Source organism: Anaerolineales bacterium (genome assembly GCA_025808555.1).
Taxonomy (GTDB): Bacteria; Chloroflexota; Anaerolineae; order Anaerolineales; family UBA11579; genus JAMCZK01.
Genome location: CP075526.1, coordinates 1,320,006 through 1,339,875, shown reverse-complemented (window position 1 = coordinate 1,339,875; position 19,870 = coordinate 1,320,006). Strand labels below are relative to the sequence as shown.

Sequence of the window (19,870 nt, the reverse complement as noted above, 5' to 3'; positions counted from 1 at the left end):
TTTTTAGAATGTGACACGAAACAACTGACGGGGGGTTATTCGTTGTAGAACAATGGGACCATCCATGAGCACCCAACGCCTTGAAGCCATTTTCTTTGACCTTGGCAATACCTTGCTGTACTTTGACGGTGCCTGGCCCCAGGTGCAGCAAAAGGCTGATGCGCAATTACTGGCCCACTTGCAAGGCGAAGGTTTTGTGCTTGACACGCCCAAGTTCCTGCTTCAGTTTCGTTCTCGTCTGAATGACTACTATGCCCAACGAGAAGCAGAGTTTGTGGAGCATACAACTGCCTACGTTTTGAAAACCCTGCTAGCTGACCTGGGGTATCCCGATGTGAGTCAGCAACAGCTCTTGCCTGCCCTGCGCGCCTTGTATGCAGCGTCACAGGCCCATTGGCTTCTGGAAGATGACACGCTGCCCACCCTTACAACTCTCAAAGGGGCTGGATACAAGCTGGCGATTATTTCAAACGCCGGAGACGACGAGGATGTCCAAACCCTGGTGGATAACACCGGGCTACGCCCATACTTTGACCTGGTGCTCAGCTCAGCCGCCTGTGGGGTGCGCAAGCCCAATCCGCGCATATTCAACCTGGCCCTGGAGCGTCTTGGCCTTCAAGCCAGCCAGGCTGCCATGGTGGGCGATACGCTGGGAGCGGATGTTCTGGGGGCCGGCAATGCCGGGCTCTACAGCATTTGGCTGACCCGGCGGGCGGATACCCCAGCCAACCGTGACCACGCCCAAACCATCAAACCAGACGCCCAAATCGCCTCTTTGGCCCAGCTGCCTTCTCTCATTAAGGAAATCGACCCGGCCAACTAATTATTAGATTCTGCCGAATCTGTGGCACAATTCCACAATTAAAGCCCTATAATGAAAATCTGTACTACCAGGGCTCGCAATTCGTTTTGCGGCAATAGCTGGCTGTGCTTTTTTTGTGTTTGTCAGCTAAAGGCGTAAGCCTAATCTAAATCAAAGGAGGTGGTACTCACCAGAAGCACTGAATTACCTGCCTAACCAACTTAGTCAAATTTTTTACGGAGGAGAACACATGCAACGCAATCGCATTTTGGCGCTGTTCAGCATCCTGCTAGTCGCTAGCTTGGTGCTGGGCGCGTGCCAGCCGAGCTCCAGCGCTACGGCCACTCAAGCACCGGTCGAAGCCACTGAAGCCCCGGCAACTGAAGCCCCTCCTGCTACCACCCGCGTGGGTGGCTGGCTGGATGAGATCGGTATGAAGATCGTGGGCGCCGACTCTGCAATCACCCAGATTGCAGCCGGCGACATCGACATCTATACCTCGAACCTCTCCCGCCCGCAGGATGTGCAGGCTGCTGACGCAGCTGGCCTGGAGCGCTCGTTCCAGTACGGTATCTACTACGAGCTGACCTTCAACCCGGCCACGGCCGAGGTGGGTGGCGTGGAGTTCCTGAACGGCACTCTAAACCCCTTCACCAACGCCACGATCCGCAAGGCGATGAACAACCTCATCGACCGTGACTACATCAACCAGGAAGTGTACGGCGGCCTGGGCACTCCGAAGTTCTTCTCGTTTGTGTCCGCGTTCCCCGACTACGCTCGCCACGTTGACGTGATTCGCGGCCTTGAGGCCCAGTTGAGCTACGACCCTGAGGGCGCCGCTGCCGCCATCTCCGCTGAGATGGAAGCCATGGGCGCCACGATGGTCGACGGCAAGTGGAGCTACAACGGCTCCCCGGTCAACATCATCTTCTTGATCCGCACTGACTCCGACGGCACCCGTGTTCCGGTTGGCGACTACATCTCCAACCAGCTCGAGTCCATCGGCTTCACTGTGACCCGCCAGTACGGCACCTCTTCTGAGTTGGCCGCCCTGTGGGTGAGCGGTAACGCTCCGGACGGTCTGTGGCACATCTACACCGGCGCCTGGGGCGTTGGTGGTATCACCCGTGATGACGCTGCTGACTTCCAGTTCTTTGAATCCCCGGACAGCGCCTACGGCTTCACCACGCTATGGCAGTCCTTCGAGCACCAGATCTCTCCTGAGTACCGCGCCCTGGCCAATGACCTGGCCAACGCCAACTACTCGAACCTGGATGAGCGCAAGGCGATGATCAGCGAAGCGTTGCAATACGCTGCTGACGCTGCTCTGCACGTCTGGTTGATCGACGGCCAGGCCTTCAGCCCGTGGCAGCCCAACGTTTCCGTGGCCTTTGACTTGGCCGCTGGCGTTGACATCAACCCGCTGACCACCTTCACCCTGCGCTTCGACGACCAAGAGGGTGGCACCCTGCAATGGGGTACCCCTGACATCTTCGTCGAACCCGCCAACCCGATCGGTGGTAGCAACTGGACCTACGACAACCAGTGGCAGTTGCTGACCCGTGACTCCGCTGTGCTGTTGAACCCGCACACCGGTATCCCCCTGCCGCAGCGCCTCGAAAGCGCTGAAGTGTACGCGCAGGAAGGCCTGCCCATCGGCACCACCTACGACTGGGTTGACCTGAGCTTTGTTGACGGCAACGAGGTCCCGGCGGATGCCTGGATCGACTGGAACCCGGAGACCGAGACCTTCATCACTGTTGGTGAGGCTCACCCCGACGGCTTGAGCTCCCTGATCAAGACCGTGGTTCACTACCCCGCTGAGCTGTACGACCGCACCTGGCACGACGGCAGCCCAATGACTGTGGCTGACTTCGTGATGCCCATGATCATGACCTTCGCCACCGGCACTGAAGGCAGCCCCATCTACGATGCGGCCGCTGCTGGTGGTTTGGCTGCGTTCAAGGGCGGCTTCAAGGGCTGGCGCATCGTTTCCACCGACCCGCTGACGGTTGAGTACTACACCGATGTGTGGACTCAGGACGCTGAGCTGATCGCTGGCGCTAACGCCGCCACCCTGTGGCCGGAGTACGGTTACGGTAATGCTGGTTGGCACGCCATTGCGGCTGCCAACTGGGCCGAGGCTGAAGGCGAACTCGCCTACACCCCGGACAAGGCCGTTCAAGCCGAGGTGGAGCAGACCAACTTCGTTGGTGGCCCCAGCCTGGAAGTGCTGGCCTCTTACCTGCAGCGTGGTGCTGACGAAGGTCACATTCCTTTCGCCGCCACCATGGGCGCGTTCGTAACTGCTGAAGAAGCTACCGCTCGTTACAACAACCTGTTGGACTTCTACGGCACGTACGGTCACGTCTGGTCTGGTGTTGGTCCTTACATCCTCGAGCAGGCTCTGCTGGTGGAGAAGACCGCCGTTCTGGTACACAACCCGAACTTCACCGACCTGGCTGACAAGTGGTCCGCTTTCGCGGCTCCCAAGGTCGCCACTGCTGAGATCGATGGCTCTGCCCGCGTAACCGTGGGTGAAGAGGCCACCTTCGACGTTCTGGTGTCCTTCGACGGCGCACCTTACCCGGCCGACGAGATCTCGAGCGTGAGCTACCTGCTGTACAACGCAGAAGGCGCACTGGTTGAGACCGGCGAAGCTGAGCTGAGCGCTGACGGCCATTACGTCGTCACCCTGAGTAGTGCTTCTACGTCTGCTCTCGGCGCTGGCTCCAACAAGCTGGAAGTTGCTGTTGTTGCCATCCCGGTCAGCATCCCGGCCTTCGCCACCTTCGACTTTGTGACCGAGTAATCGGCCAACAGAGTAGAAGTAGCTAAAGCTCAAAAACAGCGGCAGGGCCTAGGCCCTGCCGCTGTTGCTTTTAAAAGTAGACTATCCTTCCGCTTGTTGAAAAGGATTCTCATTATAGGCATTGGGTTTTTTGGTATATTATTTGGGCATTCCGCCCCGCTTCACACGGAAGCAAGGAGAAATTGATGAGTGTAACTACGCCCGAACTTGAGGCGCCGCAAGGCGTACCTCAGGAACAAACCACGAGTCCCAAGCGCAAGAACAGCACATTTGCACGTGTGGCAAAGTACACCCTGCTCAAATTTGCCAGCATCTTTCTGAGCGTAGTTGTTGCTGTGTACCTGACCATTCTGATCGCCAACATGGGCGGTTACGTGGACCAGATTGTGCGCGGTCAGATCCGCGAGTTTATCGGCCAGCAACTGCGTGCCGATCAGAACTACCAACAGATGGATCCTGCAGAGAAAAATGCATTCTTTCTTGCCCAGGTTGAGCGCGCCGAAAAGCGCTACGGCCTGGACAAGCCGTTTGCTGTGCGCAGCCTGACCTTCTTGTGGAACGCCATCCGCATGGACTTTGGTACGGCGCAGTTAATGGCCAGCGATACGGGCTCGCGCCAGGTGAAGCTAATCATCCTTGACCGCCTGGGGCCAACACTCTTGTTGGTAGGTGCATCCAATCTGATACTGTTCTTTGGCAGTATTGCTTTGGCGCTCATGCTGTCTCGCTCTTACGGCAATTTCTGGGACAAGCTAATCATTGGTTTCTCACCAACCTCATCGGCGCCTTCATGGTTCTATGGCTTATTCTTAATCCTTCTCTTCGCGGCGGTATTCAGGTGGCTTCCCTTTGGCGGCATGATCGACTCCCCGCCACCACGCGACCAGCTGGGCTACATACTGAATGTTGGCAAGCACTTGATCCTGCCCACTATGGCCATCATTCTTAGCAACCTCTTCATCAGTATCTATAACTGGCGTACATTCTTCCTGATCTACTCCAGCGAAGACTATGTTGAAATGGCCAAGGCAAAGGGCTTGAGTGACCGCGACATTCAGTACCGCTACATCCTTCGCCCCACCCTACCTACCATCATCACTAGCTTCGCCTTGCTTGTCATCGGCCTTTGGACTGGCCTGATCCTTACTGAAGGCGTCTTCCAATGGCCCGGCCTGGGCCGCACCTTCATCACTGCGATCGGTCTTTACGACACTCCGGTGATCGTGGCATTAACCATCATCTATGCGTATCTTCTGGCAATCACGGTCTTTGTACTCGACTTCGTTTACGCCTTGGTTGATCCGCGTGTGAAAATTGGCAGCTAAAACTAAGAAAAACAAGGTGAATCGAAGATGCAAGGAATAATCAAGGGCTTTCAACAGCTCCTCAAGTACCCCAGCGCCATTATTGGCCTAGCGCTCATCGCGATCCTGTTCATCGTGTCAATTCTCACGGTGATCATCATCCCGCGCGATGAGGCTATCCGCCTATGGCGCGGCGGGGAAGCGATCTGGGGCCAGAACCCCAAAACCGTACCGCCAGCGTGGACCAATCTCTTCCGCTCTAAGAAGCTTCCCGAGACCATCGTTCTGACAATGGCAGACGAGTCTGTGCAAACCGAGGTGAATGAGCGTGCGGAAGGCGAGAACCGCGTTTTGGTGTACAACTTCAACTACACCGCGGATTTTGCCCCGCAGGACGTTGTCTTTAGCTTCACATCCCGCTATGCCACGCGCAATCCGTTCGTGAGCATCTTCTGGGTCACTCCGGACGGGCGTGAAATTCGCCTTATGGAGCAAGGCATTGGCTATAACTTTAGCTATCGCGCCACCCAGGACACCAAGCTAAGTCGCCGCCTTGGCGGGTTGAGCCCTGAAATCGGCCTGTTTGACAACCCGGAAACGGAAGCGGTTGATGTACTCAAAGGCCAATACCAGATCGTGATCGACTACCTGACTTTTGAGAATGATTCGTCAATCTCCAAAGCAGATGTGGTCATCCACGGCAAGGTATATGGTCTGTTCGGCACTGACCACCAGCGCCGCGACCTGACAATCGGCATTCTGTGGGGCGTTCCCATCGCGCTGGCTTTTGGCCTGGTTGCTTCCTTCGGCACATCCATCGCAGCGATCATCTTTGCCGCCCTGGGCGTGTGGTACGGCGGCTGGGTAGACGAGTTGATCCAGCGCATCACCGAGATCAACCTCAATCTGCCAATCCTGAGCATTTTGATCATGATTGGCACCTTCTACTCGAAGAGTATTACGACCATTCTTGGCGCCACAGTTCTGCTGAGTATCTTCAGCGGCGCCATTAAGAGCTACCGCGCCATTTTTATGCAGGTGAAAGAGTCGCCTTATATTGAGGCGGCCCGCTCCTATGGTGCCACAAGCTCTCGCATCATCTTCAGCTACTTGATCCCGCGCGTGACCCCATTGCTGATCCCCGGGCTGGTGCTGGGCGTACCCTCTTTCGTGTTCCTGGAAGCCACTCTGGCATCCCTGAACCTGGGCGACCCCGTGCTGCCTACCTGGGGCAAGATCATCTATGAGGCGTGGGGCACCGGTGGTGCTGTGTACAATGGCTTCTATTACTGGATCTTGGAGCCTGCGATCCTTCTGATCATCACCGGCCTGGGTTTCGCGCTGGTAGGTTTTGCGATGGACCGCATTTTCAATCCTCGCTTGCGTGACATCTAAAAAACCGAGAAGAAAGACGATTCATTCCTTATGACGAACAACACACTACTCAAAGTAGAAGACCTTACCCTGTCCTTCCGTACCGCCAAAGGCGTCGTGCAGGCGGTGGACAAGGTGCAGTTTGAAATGCCTTCAAATCAGGCTGTGGTGGTGATCGGCGAGTCAGGCTGCGGCAAGACCTCCTTCGCCAAGGCTCTGCTGCGCTTGCTGCCCCGCAACATTGAAGAGTACAGCGGCCGCGTGTATCTGGATGGCCAAGACACTATGGCCATGGATGATGAGACCTATCGCCAGGACATTCGTTGGGCCAAGATCTCCATGGTGCCGCAGGCAGCCATGAACTCGCTCAACCCTGTGCTGCGCGTGGGTGAGCAGGTGGCAGAACCGCTGATCGTTCACTACGGCATGACCCAGGCTGAGGCATTGGAGAAGGCCACGGATATGTTCCGCAAAGTGGGCGTGCCGGTAGACTTCCTTGACCGCTACGCGTTTGAGCTGAGCGGCGGTATGCGCCAGCGCGTGGCGATTGCCATGGCCTTGGTCACTAATCCCAAGCTGATCACGCTTGACGAGCCGACTTCCGCCTTGGACCTGCTGACCCAGGCCAACATCATGAACCTTCTGAAGCGGGTCAAGAAAGAGACCGACGCCAGTTTCATCCTGATCACCCACGATATCGCCACCTCCAGCGAGTTGGCTGACCGCGTGGTGGTGATGTACGCCGGCCAGATCGTTGAAGACGCCGACTCGGCTCGCTTCTTCACCCAGCCGCTGCACCCCTATTCGCAGAAGCTGATGGCGAGTGTGCCGCGCTTACGCGAAACGGTTGAGCCGGAGTTCATCACCGGCCAACCCCCCAGCTTGATCAATCCTCCCGCGGGTTGCCGCTTTGCGGAGCGGTGCCCCAAGCGTTTTGAAAAATGCAGTCAGGACCCCCCGCTGTTTGAAGTTGAGGGGCGTTACGTGAAGTGCTGGTTGTACGAACCCGGTAGCAAGGAGCGCAAAAACTAAATGGCTACAAAGAAGAACTCCGCGGCGCAGGCCGCGGCAAACAAGAACGAAGATCCCAACGCTCCGTTGCTTTCGGTTAAGAACCTGCGCGTATGGTTCGAGTTGCGCCGTTTTGGCTTCGGCAACGCCGGTTATGTGCGCGCGGTAGACGGCGTAACCTTTGATCTGCACGAGGGCGAAGCGATCGCCATCGTAGGTGAAAGTGGTTGTGGCAAATCCAGCCTGATGAAGACGATCCTGGGCCTCAACACCCCCACCGAAGGCTCGATCGTCTTCAAAGGCCGCGACATTAGCAACTTCAACCGCCAGGATCTGGAATGGTATCGTTCGCTGATCGGCTACGTGCAACAGGATCCGTTCGGCTCCCTGGCTCCTTTCATGACCATTGAGCGCATCCTTGAGGAGCCGCTGATCATTCACGGCATCAAGGACAAAGAAGAGCGCATGCGCCGCATCCACAAAGTGATGGAAGAGGTCAAGCTCACCCCGCAAGCCGAGGTGCTACCCAAGTTCCCTCACCAGATCAGTGGCGGCCAGGCCCAGCGTGTTGTGATTGCCCGCGCCATGATCCTGGAGCCCAAGCTGATCGTGGCCGACGAGCCTGTCTCCATGCTGGACGCTTCGGTGCGCGTAGAGATCCTCAAGCTGCTGCGTGATCTGCAGGCAAGCCACAAACTGGCCGTAATCTACATCACGCATGACCTTTCGACTGTGCGCTACTTCTCTGAGCGCATCTTTGTGATGTATGCCGGCCAGCTGATCGAGAAAGCCCCGATGGAGGCGCTGCTCAAGAACGCCCGCCACCCGTACACACAAGCCTTGCTGGCCGCTACATCTGATCCCGACGCCAACAATGCGCTGCACTACAAAGATGTGCCCCCCGGCGAGCCGCCCAGCCTGGTGAAGCCGCCCTCTGGCTGCCGCTTCCACCCGCGCTGCTCGCACTTTATGGAGGGTCTGTGCAACCTTCAAGACCCGCCCGAAGTCTCTCCTGAGGCCAATTACCTGACTTCGTGCTGGTTGTACGACCCGGAACTCGAGGTGAAACTTGCTGAGGCTCAGCGCTAAGCAGTATCTGATCTACGGCTTCTTGATGGTCCTGTTTGGATTCATCATGCCGTGGCTGTTCATCCTGCGCATTGTGGAGATCAACTTCTTCCTTGCGTTCCTGAGCTACGGTGTTTCGCTGGCCGGCTTGCTCTTTGGCATCATTGGCATTGCCATGATCGGCTTGGAGCGGCGCCACCGGGACCGCCGGGCCCACGAAGAGCGCGGGGAATACAACGAATAACAAAAAATCGCCTGCAATGCAGGCGATTTTTTACTCTTTGGAGCCCTCTCGCAAAGCTCTGTAGGACTCGTAGCGCGCAGGGTGAATGGTTCCAGCTTCTACAGCCGTTTTCACCGCACAATCCGGTTCTTCAAGGTGGCGGCAGCCGCGATAGTGGCAGCTATGGATAAGCGGCTTGATCTCAGGGAAATAGCCGTCCAATTCCTCCGGCTGAATGTCCCACAAGGCCAGGGCTTTCAGACCCGGTGTATCAGCAACATAGCCGCCCCCCTCCAGTTTGTACATCAGGCGTTCGGCTGTAGTGTGCTTCCCCTTACCTGACCCTTGTTGTACACCGCCCACGCGCAGATCAAGCCCGGGCTGCACCGCATTCATCAAGCTGGACTTGCCGGTGCCCGAGGGGCCGGCGAGGACAGAAGTCTTGCCCAGCAGCAAGCTGCGCAGCTCTTGTATTCCCAAGGCATCCTGCACAGAGGTGTAATGGACGGGATAACCGAGCTCTGCGTAGTGCCCAAAGGTTGCCTGGGCTTTCTGCATGCCTACCAGATCAACCTTGCTGGCAACAATGTGTGCGGGAATTTCCTGCGCTTCAGCAATGATCAGAAAACGATCCAGCATGCGCAAGCGGGGCGCGGGGTCAGCGCAAGCAAAGATGAACAGCGCCTGGTCAGGGTTGGCGATCAGCACCTGTTCATATTCGCCGTTGGGGCGCGGGTCTTTGCGTACAAGGGCGCGCTGACGCGGGGCAACCGACTCGATCATCGGCTCGGCGCCATCTTCCACGCGGATCTCTACGCGGTCGCCAATGGCGACGATATCCCCAGTTGGGCGGCCCTGCTTCAGGCGACCGCGCAACCTCGCCAGATATTCGCCCTGCGCGGTTTCCACCGCGTAGAAGCCAGATTGGGACCGCAAAACCAAGCCGCTAAGCTGCATCAGCGCGCTTATGGTTCCGGTGTTTCCTGAGCCTGCTGGGTGGCCTCCGCCTCGGCTGTGCCGGTGGCCTGCTGCTGCAGGATGGGGTTGAAGAAGACCGGGTTGACTACGCCGTAGTCGGTTTCCCAGGGATACAGCGGGCCAGGGCTGCCGAAGAAGTAGTAGCCAGCCACACGGCGGAAGATGGGTGCGGCGAAATCAGAACCGTCGCCCACATTCTCGACCAGCACGGCGATGGCAATGTCCGGTTGATTTTCACGGCCAGCATCGGTGTATCCGATGAACCAGGCGTGCGGCAGCAGGCCGGTGCCCGCCGTGGCGGTGCCGGTCTTGCCATACACAGGCAGGCCAAAGCCAGTGAAGCGGCGGTAGGCAGTGCCACGCGGGTCGGCCACCACCAGGCGCATCCCGGCCTGCAGTGTCTCCAGCGTGGTTTGGCTGATCGGGAGCGTGCCATTCACCTGTGGGGTGAAGCTCAGCACTTCATCACCATTGGCGTTGACCACACGGTCAACCAAGCTGGGCACATACAGCGTGCCGCCATTGCCTACCGCGGCGGTATACACCGCAGCCTGCAACGGGGTCAGCAGGGTTGTGCCTTGGCCAAAGGCCTGCTGCACGGCCTGGTTACGGCCGGTCTCTTCGTCAGTCGGCTCAGGGTCCACTACAGAGCCGGCTACCTCGGTGAGGCTCTGGATACCTGTAACAGAGCCCAGGCCAAAGCCACGTGCCATCTCAGCCACGGCGTTCTTGAAGCCCGCGTTATAGAGGTCCATACCGATCTGGTAGAACCACGGGTTGCACGAGCGCATGATGCCTTCAACAAGCGTCAGGCGGCCGCTGGCGGGCAGTTCTTTGTCCAGCGTCCAGTCGATCAGGGTCTGGCCAGCCAGGCCGTGCCACTCCTGCACACAATCCATTTGCTGGTCAGGCTGGAACTGGCCACTCTCCACCGCGGCGGCATAGGTGATGACCTTGAAGATTGAACCCGGCGGGTATTGACCCTGGGTGGCGCGGTTGAAGAAGACGTCATCCCCAGAGGTGAAATAGGAATTCCAGTCTGAGTTGTAGTTGTTAAAGTCTGCCCAGTTCTGGTTGAAGCCAGGCGAGGAAGCCATCGCAAGAATGCGGCCTGTATCACGCTCCAGCACCACCACAGCCCCGTTGAAATCCTTGATGGCCTCTTGGGCTCGACGCTGGAGCTCGCTGTCAATTGACGTATAGATAGAGTCGGAAGGTTGAGAAGCGCTTTGGGCCAACTGGGTCACTACTTCGCCGGCCGGGTTCAATACATATAGTGTCCCGCCGCGCGTGCCGGCCAGGTACTCCTCACCCCACGCCTCAAGCCCCAAGCGGCCTATGCGGTCATCGCTCTGATAGCCACGCGGAATGAATTCCTGCACTTGCTCGGCTGGAATGGAAGCGTAATAGCCTATCGTTTGGGGAGCCAGGCCGCCGTTGTAGTACAAGCGGGTGTCGTAATATTGAAAGCGGATACCAGACAGATCAGACCAATCGCCTGCGCGAGCCAAAAATTCATCTTCAGACACTTCAGCGATCGATACGTAGTATGGAGCCTCAGTATTCTCAGGGAACAGCAAGCTGCTGACCTCGGAGACCGGGCGGCGGCTGACGCGCGCCAGCTCGCTGATCACACGGTTCGCATCCTCCTGCTCGATCAAGCTGGGAAACGCACCCACCGCCACAGCCGTGGCGCTGCCGGCGATGACGTTGCCGTTGCGGTCATAAATCAGCCCGCGGGCCGGCACAGAGCGCTGCATGCTGAGGCGATTGCCACCCGCCAACTCCGGCAGGATGATGCGCTCATCCCAAGTGATGCGCCAATTGCCGCTCTCCAGCTTGAGATCAATGGCGGTATCGCGCGTGATCGGCCCGATGACTGCAGAATTAAGCGTTACCCGATAGCCAACTTGGGCGCTTTGTGGGTTGATCAGAGATTGCAAAAGCTCATAATCCACGCGGAACAGGTTGGCTTGCGTGGCCACATCTGCATAGCGGGCTACAAAGTCCTCTTCGGTGATCTGGCTGCGGCTTTCTGCCGTCAGCATCGTGTACATAGTCGGATAGTCCCCTGCGTTCCATGCATCCAGGTAAGTTCGCACAGCCAGCTCAGCATCCGGTGCCGCGCTTACATTGATCTGGGGCGTAGGCAAGGCCTGGGAAGGCCCCAGCCCACACGCGCTGAGGACTACCGAAATAAGTGCCAGGCTGAGAATGACGCGACGCATAGATATGTCGTGCATTAGTGCTCCCATTGAAGGATGGAGTGGCTTACGGGGCAATCATAGTTCAGATGCCGTTGGCAGGCTTCCGGCAGGTCAACTGCCAAGGGCAACTGCCAGCGCCGCCAGTTACGCAGCAGGTGGCACAGAGGCAGCCCAGCAACGTTCGCAAAACAGCCGGCAAAGGCCTCTACCGGGTGAAAGCTGGTATTTTGTATCCCATAGGCGCCGGCTTTGTCCAGAGGCTGACCACTGGCGATATAGGCGCTCATCTCGCTATCAGAATAGTTGCGCATGGGCACCTGGCTGAGCGCCAGATCGGTTGCCTGGCTGCCGCTGGCCGTATCCAGCATGCACAGGCCACTGTAGACCTGGTGGGTGCGGCCACGCAGCGAGCGCAGAATGCGCTCCGCATCCGCTGCATCCACCGGCTTGCCAATGATCTCGCCCTCGTGCACCACGGTGGTGTCGGCGGCGATGATTACTGCCGGCGTATCGCCTAAGCGCTCGGCAATGGCCTGTGCTTTGCCTTGGGCAAGGCGCACGACATAATCCATCGGGCTCTCGCCCGTCAGCACATCCTCATTGATGTCAGCGGGCATCACCTCAAATGGCAGACCCAGCAGCGAGAGCAATTCCTTGCGTCGTGGCGAGGTGGAAGCCAATACGAGTTTCACTGGATCCATAAGCCTTAATTTTAGCTGGCTAACGTTGGAAAGAGACAAACTTGTGGTTAAATGCTGCGATATGCAAGCGCTGAAGGAACGCATTCGCAAAGATGGCCGCAACCTGGGCGGCGGCATCCTGAAAGTGGATGGCTTTATCAATCACCAGGTTGACCCTGGCCTAATGGAAGCCTGCGGGCGCGAGTTCGCCGAGCAATTCAAGAACAGCGGCGCTACCAAGATCCTAACTGCGGAAATTTCGGGCATCGCCCCGGCCGTAACCACTGGTATGCACCTGAACTTGCCCGTCGTGTATGCGCGCAAGAACAAGCCCATCACCATGCCTGACCAGGTGTTCCTGACCTTGGCGCCCTCACACACCAAGGGCCGCATGGTGGAACTGATCGTTTCGCCTGAGTATCTTTCGAACGGCGAGAAGGTGCTGATCATTGACGACTTTCTGGCCAGCGGCGCTACCATCTTGGGCTTGGCCCGCCTGGCGCAAACCGCGGGTGCGCAGATCGTGGGCGTAGGCGCTCTGGTCGAGAAGACCTTTGAGAATGGCCGCGCCGCGCTTGAGGTACTGGGCGTACCCATCGTATCTTTGGTTGCGATCACCAACATGGATGGCGACGCCATCGAATTTGCCTAGCTCATGATCATTATTCTGGACTTCGGCTCGCAAACATCCCAGCTCATTGCCCGCCGTTTGCGCGAAGCTCAGGTGTACTGCCAGCTCTTTCCTTGTGATGCCCCCGCAGACGAAATACTTGCCCTCAAGCCGGAGGGTTTTGTGCTCTCAGGCGGCCCTGCCTCGGTCTATGCCGAAGGCGCTCCGCAATTGCCCGAGTATGTGATCGAAAGCGGCAAGCCTATATTGGGTATTTGCTACGGCATGCAAGCGATGACCCATGCCCTCGGCGGCCAGGTGGCCGCCAGCCAGCACCGCGAATACGGTTCAGCCCAGTTGCGCACACTGAGTTCCAACGCGCTGCTTGGTGATGGCGAGCAGACCGTATGGATGTCGCACGGCGATCGCATTGAGCGCACTCCGTCCGGCTTCACTCCAATAGCAGCCAGCAACAATGCGCCCATCGCCGCCATGGCTGACGCAAGCCGCGGCTACTACGGCGTGCAATTCCACCCTGAGGTGCTGCACACACCCGGCGGAGCCGAGATCCTGCGTCGCTTCGCAGTAGAGATCTGCAGCGCACCGGCCACCTGGTCCCCGGGGGCCATTGTTGAACAATCGATCCAGGCCATTCGCGCCCAGGTGGGCGACGCCAATGCGCTCTCCGCCATCAGCGGCGGTCTGGACTCCAGCGTGGCCTCGGCCTTGGTGCACGCTGCCATCGGCGACCAGTTGGTTTCGATGTTTGTGGATACCGGCCTGCTGCGCCAGGGCGAGCGCGAGGAAGTCATCCAGGCTCTGCAAAGTGGGCTGGGTATCGAACTCGTGGTGGTGGACGCAGCCGCCATGTTCCTGGCGGATCTCAAAGGTGTGACCGACCCGGAAGAGAAGCGGCGGCGCATTGGCGAGCGCTTCATCCGTGTCTTTGAAGCACAGGCGCAGCAGCTGGGCCTGCCGCCTTTTCTGGTTCAGGGCACCATCTACCCGGATGTGATCGAATCGCGTGCCCCCGAGCGCCAGCATGCCGAGCGCATCAAGACCCACCACAACGTGGGCGGTCTGCCGAAGAAGATGAACTTCAAATTGGTTGAGCCGTTGCGCTACTTATTCAAAGACGAGGTGCGCAAAGTGGGCGAAAGCCTGGGGCTGCCGCCCCATCTGCTATGGCGCCAGCCATTCCCTGGCCCCGGGCTGGCCGTGCGCTGCCTGGGCGAGGTGACCGGGCCGCGCCTGGCCGCCTTGCGCGCCGCGGATGCCATCTTCACCAGCGCGCTCAAGGAAGCCGGGCTGGTTAACCGCCCCCACGCCGCCCTGGCGCAAGCCTTCGCTGTGCTGCTGCCCGTGCGCAGCGTAGGCGTGATGGGCGACCAGCGTACCTACCAGGAAACCATAGCGCTGCGCGCCGTTTCCAGCCAGGATTTTATGACGGCCGACTGGGCCGCGTTGCCAGATGAGTTGCTACGCAAAATATCCAGCCGCATCGTGAACGAAGTGGCGGGTGTGAACCGCGTGGTCTACGATATAAGCAGTAAACCGCCCGCTACGATTGAATGGGAGTAGATGATTGGAAAACGGGGAAAAAATCAAAACCAGACAGATACTTAAATCCGGGATAGTTACAACGCGAAAAATCTCGTCTTATATACTGGGCTTTAGCGCTCTAACACTATTCATAAGCCTTCCTTTGTTTTCGCCCAATCAATTTGGAATTCCAGACTACTTAACAGTTCCGGCTTTTGTAATTGCCTGGATCGTAATGCCATTATTTATCCGCAGAGCAGCTTTTGCAGTTTTGAATGGCGAGAGGCCAGATTTTGAAAAACTTCAGCCTGGCAACCTGTTATTAGCATGGCGCACAGTCGCAGCACTGGTTGCTTTCGGTGTACTGGGGTCAGTCGGCTACTTGATCTTATCCACACTTATTGGGTCGCAAGTTCCGGACAATTTACGAGCCGCATACATCGTATTGTTGATTGTCTTGTGCACTCCCATTACTCTAGCATACTTGGTCCTAATTCAGTTCAGCTGCACCTCGATTGTTGCAGGCAACCAGGTTCGAATCGCTGTTTCTGAAGCCATCTATTTGATTCGCAGGCATTTTCAGTTACTAATCAAAGTAGCATTATTTTGTTTCCTCCCGTTTTACAGTAGCCTGTATGTATATGCCATGATATTGCTCTCAAGTGGTGGCTATGAAAATCAAGCCGGCCAAATCATCAGTACGGAGTTGGCGTTTCTACCTCCTGTTTGGTTTGCCATGGGCGCGATCGTGCAAGTCATTTTCGTTTGCGCCTATCAACAGTTATCGCAAAGAAAAAGATAAATTAGCGTATCAAGCGTGTATCATCTTAGGTGTAAGGAGAACTCATAATGGAACTTGGCAACATACTCTCACGTGCTTGGAAGATCGTTTGGAAGCACAAGGTATTGTGGATCTTTGGCATCCTGGCCTCCTGCGGCTCGCGCAGCGGCGGTGGTGGCGGAGGCGGCAGCAACTTCAGCACCGACGCAGGCGAGAACTTCACCCCGCCGCCTGAGCTGCAGCGCTTCTTCACTGACATGGAGCGCAGCATGCGCTCGATCTCGGAAGAGCAGATCGCCATATTCGTTGCCATCTTCTTCGCTGCTATCTGCTTGCTTGTCATCATCACCTGGCTGGTTGGCCTGTACGGCAAGACAGGCGTAACCGTAGGCGCCTTGCAGGCCGAGGCGGGTAGCGCAGTCACCTTCCGCAGCATCTGGGGCGAAAGCTGGGGCGTCTTCGACCGCGTGGTTGGCCTGAACCTGCTCCTGGCTCTGCCGCCCATTTTGCTGGGTATTGTGCTTGTTGCCGGTGTGGCCGGTCTGGGCGTTCTCACCATGGGCATTGGCGTGCTGTGCATCCTGCCCTTGCTATGCCTCTTCATCCCGATCGGCATCGCCTACGGCATCTTCACAGATTTTGCCAGCATCGCCGTCGTGAAAGAGGGGCTCGGCATCAGTGCAGGCATCCAGCGTGGCTGGGACGTGCTCTCCAAGAACGTGGGCAGCCTAGCCTTGCTGGCGCTCATTCTCATTTTGGGCAGTTTCTTCATTAGCATCGTACTGGCCATCCCATTCTTTATAGCTTTGCTGCCCCTGGTGCTTGGTGCAGCCAGCGGGAATGGCATGCAAAACGCCACCTTCACGCTGATCTGCTTCGCCGGCGCCATCCCGGTCATTCTGGTGGCCAGCGGCATACTGTACAGCTACCTGCAAACCGCGTGGACCCTGGCCTACTCGGAGCTCACTGCAGCGAAATAACATGGGTCTGCTCGACATCACCGCCCTCTCGCGCCTGCGCCGCAACCACGGGCTGGAGCACGCTACCATCCATGTGCTCAGCCGCACGCAGCCGCGCGTATCCACCGCCGGGCATTCAGACCCTCGCGGCTTCTGGCTGCTCGGCGATCTGAGCACCGAAGCCGTATACGCCGCGGTGGAGGAGGCCCTGGCGCGCTTGCGCGCCGGCGAGCGCCAGCTGGCCATCCACCCCAACTGCGGCACCAACCTGGTCACGGCCAGCGTTTCGGCTGGCCTGGCCGGGGCGTTTGCCTTGGGCAGCGCCCGCAACGACCGCGAACGGCTTGAACGCCTGCCGCTGGCGTTCCTGTTTTCGATGGGCGGGCTCTTGCTGGCCCGCCCGCTGGGTACCCGTATTCAGGAGCGCGTCACTACCTCAGGCGAACCGGGCAGCTTGCACGTAACCGAGATCCGCCGCACGCAGCGCGGACGCTTCACGGCTCACCGTATCAGCACGTCTGACTGATATGGCCGTCAAACCCTGCGTTTACATTTTCATGGGTGAGGATGACACCGCCATTCGCGAGGAGATCGCCAAGCTTTCGCGCAAACTTGGCGATCCGGCCACCGCGGAGATGAATACCACTCGCCTGGAAAGCGGCGCCAACCTGGATGCACTACGCCGCGCCGCCCTGGCCGCGCCGTTCCTGGCTGAGCGCAGGCTGGTGATCGCTCAACAAACTGGCAAAACCTTCAACCCAGCCGAGGCGCGCAGCCGCTTCACTGAATTTTTGAATGAAGTACCTGAGAGCACCGCTCTGGTGCTGATCGAGCCAGCCGCGCTGGAAGATCGCCACTGGTTGATGAAATGGGCCGATGCAGCAGAGGGCCGCGCCTTTGTGCGCGAATTCAACCTGCCGCAAGGCGCCCAGCTGGCCAGCTGGCTAAGCCAGCGCGCCAAGGAGCTGGGCGGCGAGTTGCAACCGCAGGCCGCGGCCGCCCTGGCCCAAATGCAAGCCACCGACAAGGCCTCTGCTGAGCAGGAGCTGCATAAGCTGCTCGCCTACGCCAACTACAGCCGCCCGGTAACCGCCGCGGATGTGGAGCTGCTGAGCCTGCCCAGCGGCGAACACGGCGACTTCTTTGCCCTGGCCGATGGGCTTAGCGCTGCCAATGGCTCTCGCGCCATGCAAGCGCTGCTCCCTTTGCTGGAGGAGCGCGACCTGATCCTGCTCTACTTCAGTATGGTGGGTCACTTCAGAGCGCTACTGCAAAGCCGTGACCTGCTGGATGCAGGCTTAGGCGAAGCCGATATTGCCAAACAACTGGGCATGCACCCTTACCGGGCCAAGAAGATGGCCGCCCAGGCGCGCCTCTTCAACTTACCCAGCTTGGAGCGCATTTACGCCCGCTTGCTGGAGTACGACGAACAGATCAAAACCGGCGAGATCGAGCCCCGTCTGGCGATGCAAACGTTTGTGGCTGAGCTTAGCGTGCAAGCGGCTTAGCGCTGCGCGCGTCTTCACCCACCCATACGTAGCTTGGCAGCACGGTCTTGCGCGGCTCCAGACGCAACGCGCCAAGCCGGCGTTCGCCGCGCAGCAGGCTGGGATGCAGCATCACCAGTGTGGCCGCTCGGCCATATTTCTGGCGATAGCGCTCAGCCGCCCACAGGATTTTGCCATCCAACTGGTTGGCATCTTCGATAAAGAATAGGTCTCCCATACTCAGATTCTCCCCTGGGAGTATTGGAGATTAATTAATGGCTGGTTATTTCTCTGTTAGCGCCCAAAGCAGGCGAAATTGGCGCAAATACTCTGCCGCCACACTGGGGCTGTAAATAACGAGGGTATTTTCGTCGTTACGGAACTCAGCGTTGCTACTGAAGTTGTAGGAGCCGGTCACCACAACTGTCTCATCCACGATCAGCACCTTGTCGTGCAAATTGGTGGCGGCCTCATCCCTATGGACTTGCACTCCGTTCTGGCGCAGAAATTCATATTCGCCGCCTTGGTTACCGATCTGGGCGTCATCCATGATGCCCAGCACCTCAACTCCGCGCTGCTGGGCGCGCACCAGAGCATCACCGATCTCGTCCAGGGTCAGCGAGAAGGCCAGAAAGTACAAGCTCTCTTCGGCATCATCGATCAGATCCACCAAAGCCGCGGCCACATTGTCATCCGGGGAGAAGTATGTATGCACTTCTACATTGCCAATGTAGAGCTCCTGATGCGGCGTGTTATCAAATGTATTCTCGCCAAAATAACCACGCGTAAACATTTCGTCAAATTCGTTGGCGTAATTGGCCGCCAGCTCACTGGAACGCAGACGAAGAACATTGTTGCGGTTGCCGTACATATCGCTTACGGTGTAATTTGTTGACCCCGTCCACACTTCATAACCATCGATCACTACAAATTTATTGTGCATGTAGTTAGGGCTGGTATCCGCCACCAAGGGGATCCCCGCCTGGGTCAGCTCCTGCAGTTCACGGCGGTCCATATTATCGGCCTCGACCACCAGGCGCACGTCCAGCCCGCGCGCATACGCATCCAGCAGCGCATCTCGGATGCTCCAAAGATTGAGGTCATAGATCGCCATATACACGCTGCTGCGGGCAGCATAGATCGCCGCAGCTATCACCTCATCCGGGCCGCCTTCTACCTGGCGAGCGCCAGGTGCATACGGGTCGGTGAAATACACATCCACCCAGTCAAGCTCAGCGGACGCTGCGGATTGGGTAGCCACTACCGCATTGGCTTGCGGCGCGCAGGCCGTCATAAGAATGCTTAGAACAAGGAGCATCTTGCGCATCGGCGACATTATAATGACCCCATGAGCAGTACTTATACCGTGGAGGTAGCAGGGTTGACGCGAGAATTGCCCTTGCTTGAGGTCGCCCCCGGCGTCACCATTGCCATTTTGAACATTCTTGGGGATGTGGAACTGGTGCGCGCGTGCGCTAAGCAACTGGCGCACAAGCTTGCCGCGAATGAATACGATGTACTGCTCACCGCAGAGGCCAAAAGCATTCCGCTCATTCACACATTGGCCGAAGAAACCAATAAGCCTTACGTGGTGCTGCGCAAGAATTACAAGTCCTATATGGGCGATTCAATTTCGGCCGAAACAGTTTCCATCACCACCAATTCCAGCCAAACGCTGTATCTTGACGCCAAGGACCTTCCGCTGATCGCCGGCCAGCGTGTCATCTTGGTGGATGATGTGGTGAGCACCGGCTCAACTCAGTTGGGCATGCGTACAGTGGTCGAGAAGGCGGGGGGCAGCGTGGTGGCCGAGGCCGCCATCTTTACCGAGGGCGACCGCGCCAAGTGGGCGCATGTGATCGCCCTCGGCCATTTACCCGTTTTCACTTCGTAAATAGTTTGTAATCTTTTCTGCAGCGCGCCTGAAATGCGCGTCTTAAGTGCTATACTACTTTTGAAGTTTTAGTGCCCGCCTGAAATTCCTGGGCATCCCCACACAGACGTATCTCTTGCTTCTACGCAGACGCGTGAG

General features: G+C 57.9%; 19 protein-coding genes. 14 read left to right on the top strand and 5 right to left on the bottom strand.

From position 1 onward, the window contains the following. Positions 1–64: 64 nt before the first annotated feature. From KIT08_06890 to KIT08_06860, 7 genes are all read left to right on the top strand, one after another. Positions 65–823, top strand: coding sequence for an HAD family hydrolase (locus KIT08_06890; GenBank protein UYN88826.1), 759 nt, complete (start codon positions 65–67; stop codon positions 821–823). Between the two features lie 229 nt (positions 824–1,052). Beyond that, positions 1,053–3,614, top strand: a complete 2,562-nt coding sequence (locus tag KIT08_06885) for a hypothetical protein (GenBank protein UYN88825.1) — start codon at positions 1,053–1,055, stop codon at positions 3,612–3,614. Positions 3,615–3,799: 185 nt separating this feature from the next. Further along, entirely contained in the window at positions 3,800–4,939 is a 1,140-nt protein-coding gene (locus KIT08_06880) for an ABC transporter permease (protein UYN88824.1), read from the top strand. A 27-nt stretch (positions 4,940–4,966) separates the two neighbouring features. After that, on the top strand, positions 4,967–6,313 hold the full coding sequence (locus tag KIT08_06875; protein ID UYN88823.1) for an ABC transporter permease: 1,347 nt from the start codon (positions 4,967–4,969) through the stop codon (positions 6,311–6,313). A gap of 30 nt (positions 6,314–6,343) precedes the next feature. After that, positions 6,344–7,324, top strand: a complete 981-nt coding sequence (locus KIT08_06870; GenBank protein UYN88822.1) for an ABC transporter ATP-binding protein — start codon at positions 6,344–6,346, stop codon at positions 7,322–7,324. Further along, complete coding sequence (locus KIT08_06865; protein UYN88821.1) at positions 7,325–8,392, top strand: ABC transporter ATP-binding protein; 1,068 nt, start codon at positions 7,325–7,327, stop codon at positions 8,390–8,392. It begins immediately after the preceding gene. Beyond that, positions 8,373–8,615, top strand: coding sequence for a hypothetical protein (locus tag KIT08_06860; protein UYN88820.1), 243 nt, complete (start codon positions 8,373–8,375; stop codon positions 8,613–8,615). Before KIT08_06865 ends, KIT08_06860 begins: the two co-directional genes overlap by 20 nt. Positions 8,616–8,645: 30 nt before the next feature. Here KIT08_06860 and rsgA read toward each other — a convergent pair whose 3' ends face one another. The 3 genes from rsgA to maf are packed head-to-tail and all read right to left on the bottom strand — an operon-like array spanning position 8,646 to position 12,480. Next, the gene (gene rsgA, locus KIT08_06855) at positions 8,646–9,530 is read right to left on the bottom strand and encodes a ribosome small subunit-dependent GTPase A (GenBank protein ID UYN88819.1); all 885 of its coding nucleotides are present in this window, start codon (positions 9,528–9,530) and stop codon (positions 8,646–8,648) included. A 29-nt stretch (positions 9,531–9,559) separates the two neighbouring features. Then, the gene (locus KIT08_06850) at positions 9,560–11,815 is read right to left on the bottom strand and encodes a hypothetical protein (protein ID UYN88818.1); all 2,256 of its coding nucleotides are present in this window, start codon (positions 11,813–11,815) and stop codon (positions 9,560–9,562) included. Continuing rightward, entirely contained in the window at positions 11,815–12,480 is a 666-nt protein-coding gene (maf, locus tag KIT08_06845) for a septum formation protein Maf (GenBank protein ID UYN88817.1), read from the bottom strand. Before maf ends, KIT08_06850 begins: the two co-directional genes overlap by 1 nt. A 61-nt stretch (positions 12,481–12,541) precedes the next feature. Here maf and xpt point away from each other — a divergent pair, with 61 nt between their 5' ends. The 6 genes from xpt to holA all read left to right on the top strand — a co-directional run bounded on the left by xpt (position 12,542) and on the right by holA (position 17,859). Continuing rightward, positions 12,542–13,111 carry a xanthine phosphoribosyltransferase gene (gene xpt / locus KIT08_06840; GenBank protein UYN88816.1) on the top strand — a complete coding sequence of 190 codons (570 nt, stop codon included), beginning with the start codon at positions 12,542–12,544 and terminating at the stop codon, positions 13,109–13,111. 3 nt (positions 13,112–13,114) lie between these two features. Continuing rightward, positions 13,115–14,650 carry a glutamine-hydrolyzing GMP synthase gene (gene guaA, locus KIT08_06835; protein ID UYN88815.1) on the top strand — a complete coding sequence of 512 codons (1,536 nt, stop codon included), beginning with the start codon at positions 13,115–13,117 and terminating at the stop codon, positions 14,648–14,650. Positions 14,651–14,774: 124 nt separating this feature from the next. After that, positions 14,775–15,413: a hypothetical protein gene (locus tag KIT08_06830; GenBank protein ID UYN88814.1), complete on the top strand. Its 639-nt coding sequence runs from the start codon at positions 14,775–14,777 to the stop codon at positions 15,411–15,413. A gap of 47 nt (positions 15,414–15,460) precedes the next feature. Further along, complete coding sequence (locus KIT08_06825; GenBank protein UYN88813.1) at positions 15,461–16,372, top strand: hypothetical protein; 912 nt, start codon at positions 15,461–15,463, stop codon at positions 16,370–16,372. A gap of 1 nt (position 16,373) precedes the next feature. Further along, on the top strand, positions 16,374–16,877 hold the full coding sequence (locus KIT08_06820; protein UYN88812.1) for a hypothetical protein: 504 nt from the start codon (positions 16,374–16,376) through the stop codon (positions 16,875–16,877). Between the two features lies 1 nt (position 16,878). Continuing rightward, positions 16,879–17,859, top strand: coding sequence for a DNA polymerase III subunit delta (gene holA / locus KIT08_06815; GenBank protein ID UYN88811.1), 981 nt, complete (start codon positions 16,879–16,881; stop codon positions 17,857–17,859). Here holA and KIT08_06810 read toward each other — a convergent pair. Further along, the gene (locus tag KIT08_06810) at positions 17,840–18,076 is read right to left on the bottom strand and encodes a hypothetical protein (protein UYN88810.1); all 237 of its coding nucleotides are present in this window, start codon (positions 18,074–18,076) and stop codon (positions 17,840–17,842) included. The genes holA and KIT08_06810 overlap by 20 nt on opposite strands. A 45-nt stretch (positions 18,077–18,121) precedes the next feature. Beyond that, positions 18,122–19,165, bottom strand: coding sequence for a hypothetical protein (locus KIT08_06805; GenBank protein UYN88809.1), 1,044 nt, complete (start codon positions 19,163–19,165; stop codon positions 18,122–18,124). A gap of 21 nt (positions 19,166–19,186) precedes the next feature. On the opposite strand from KIT08_06805, the gene KIT08_06800 reads away from it, so the two are divergent. Then, on the top strand, positions 19,187–19,732 hold the full coding sequence (locus KIT08_06800) for an adenine phosphoribosyltransferase (GenBank protein ID UYN88808.1): 546 nt from the start codon (positions 19,187–19,189) through the stop codon (positions 19,730–19,732). Positions 19,733–19,870: the final 138 nt, after the last annotated feature.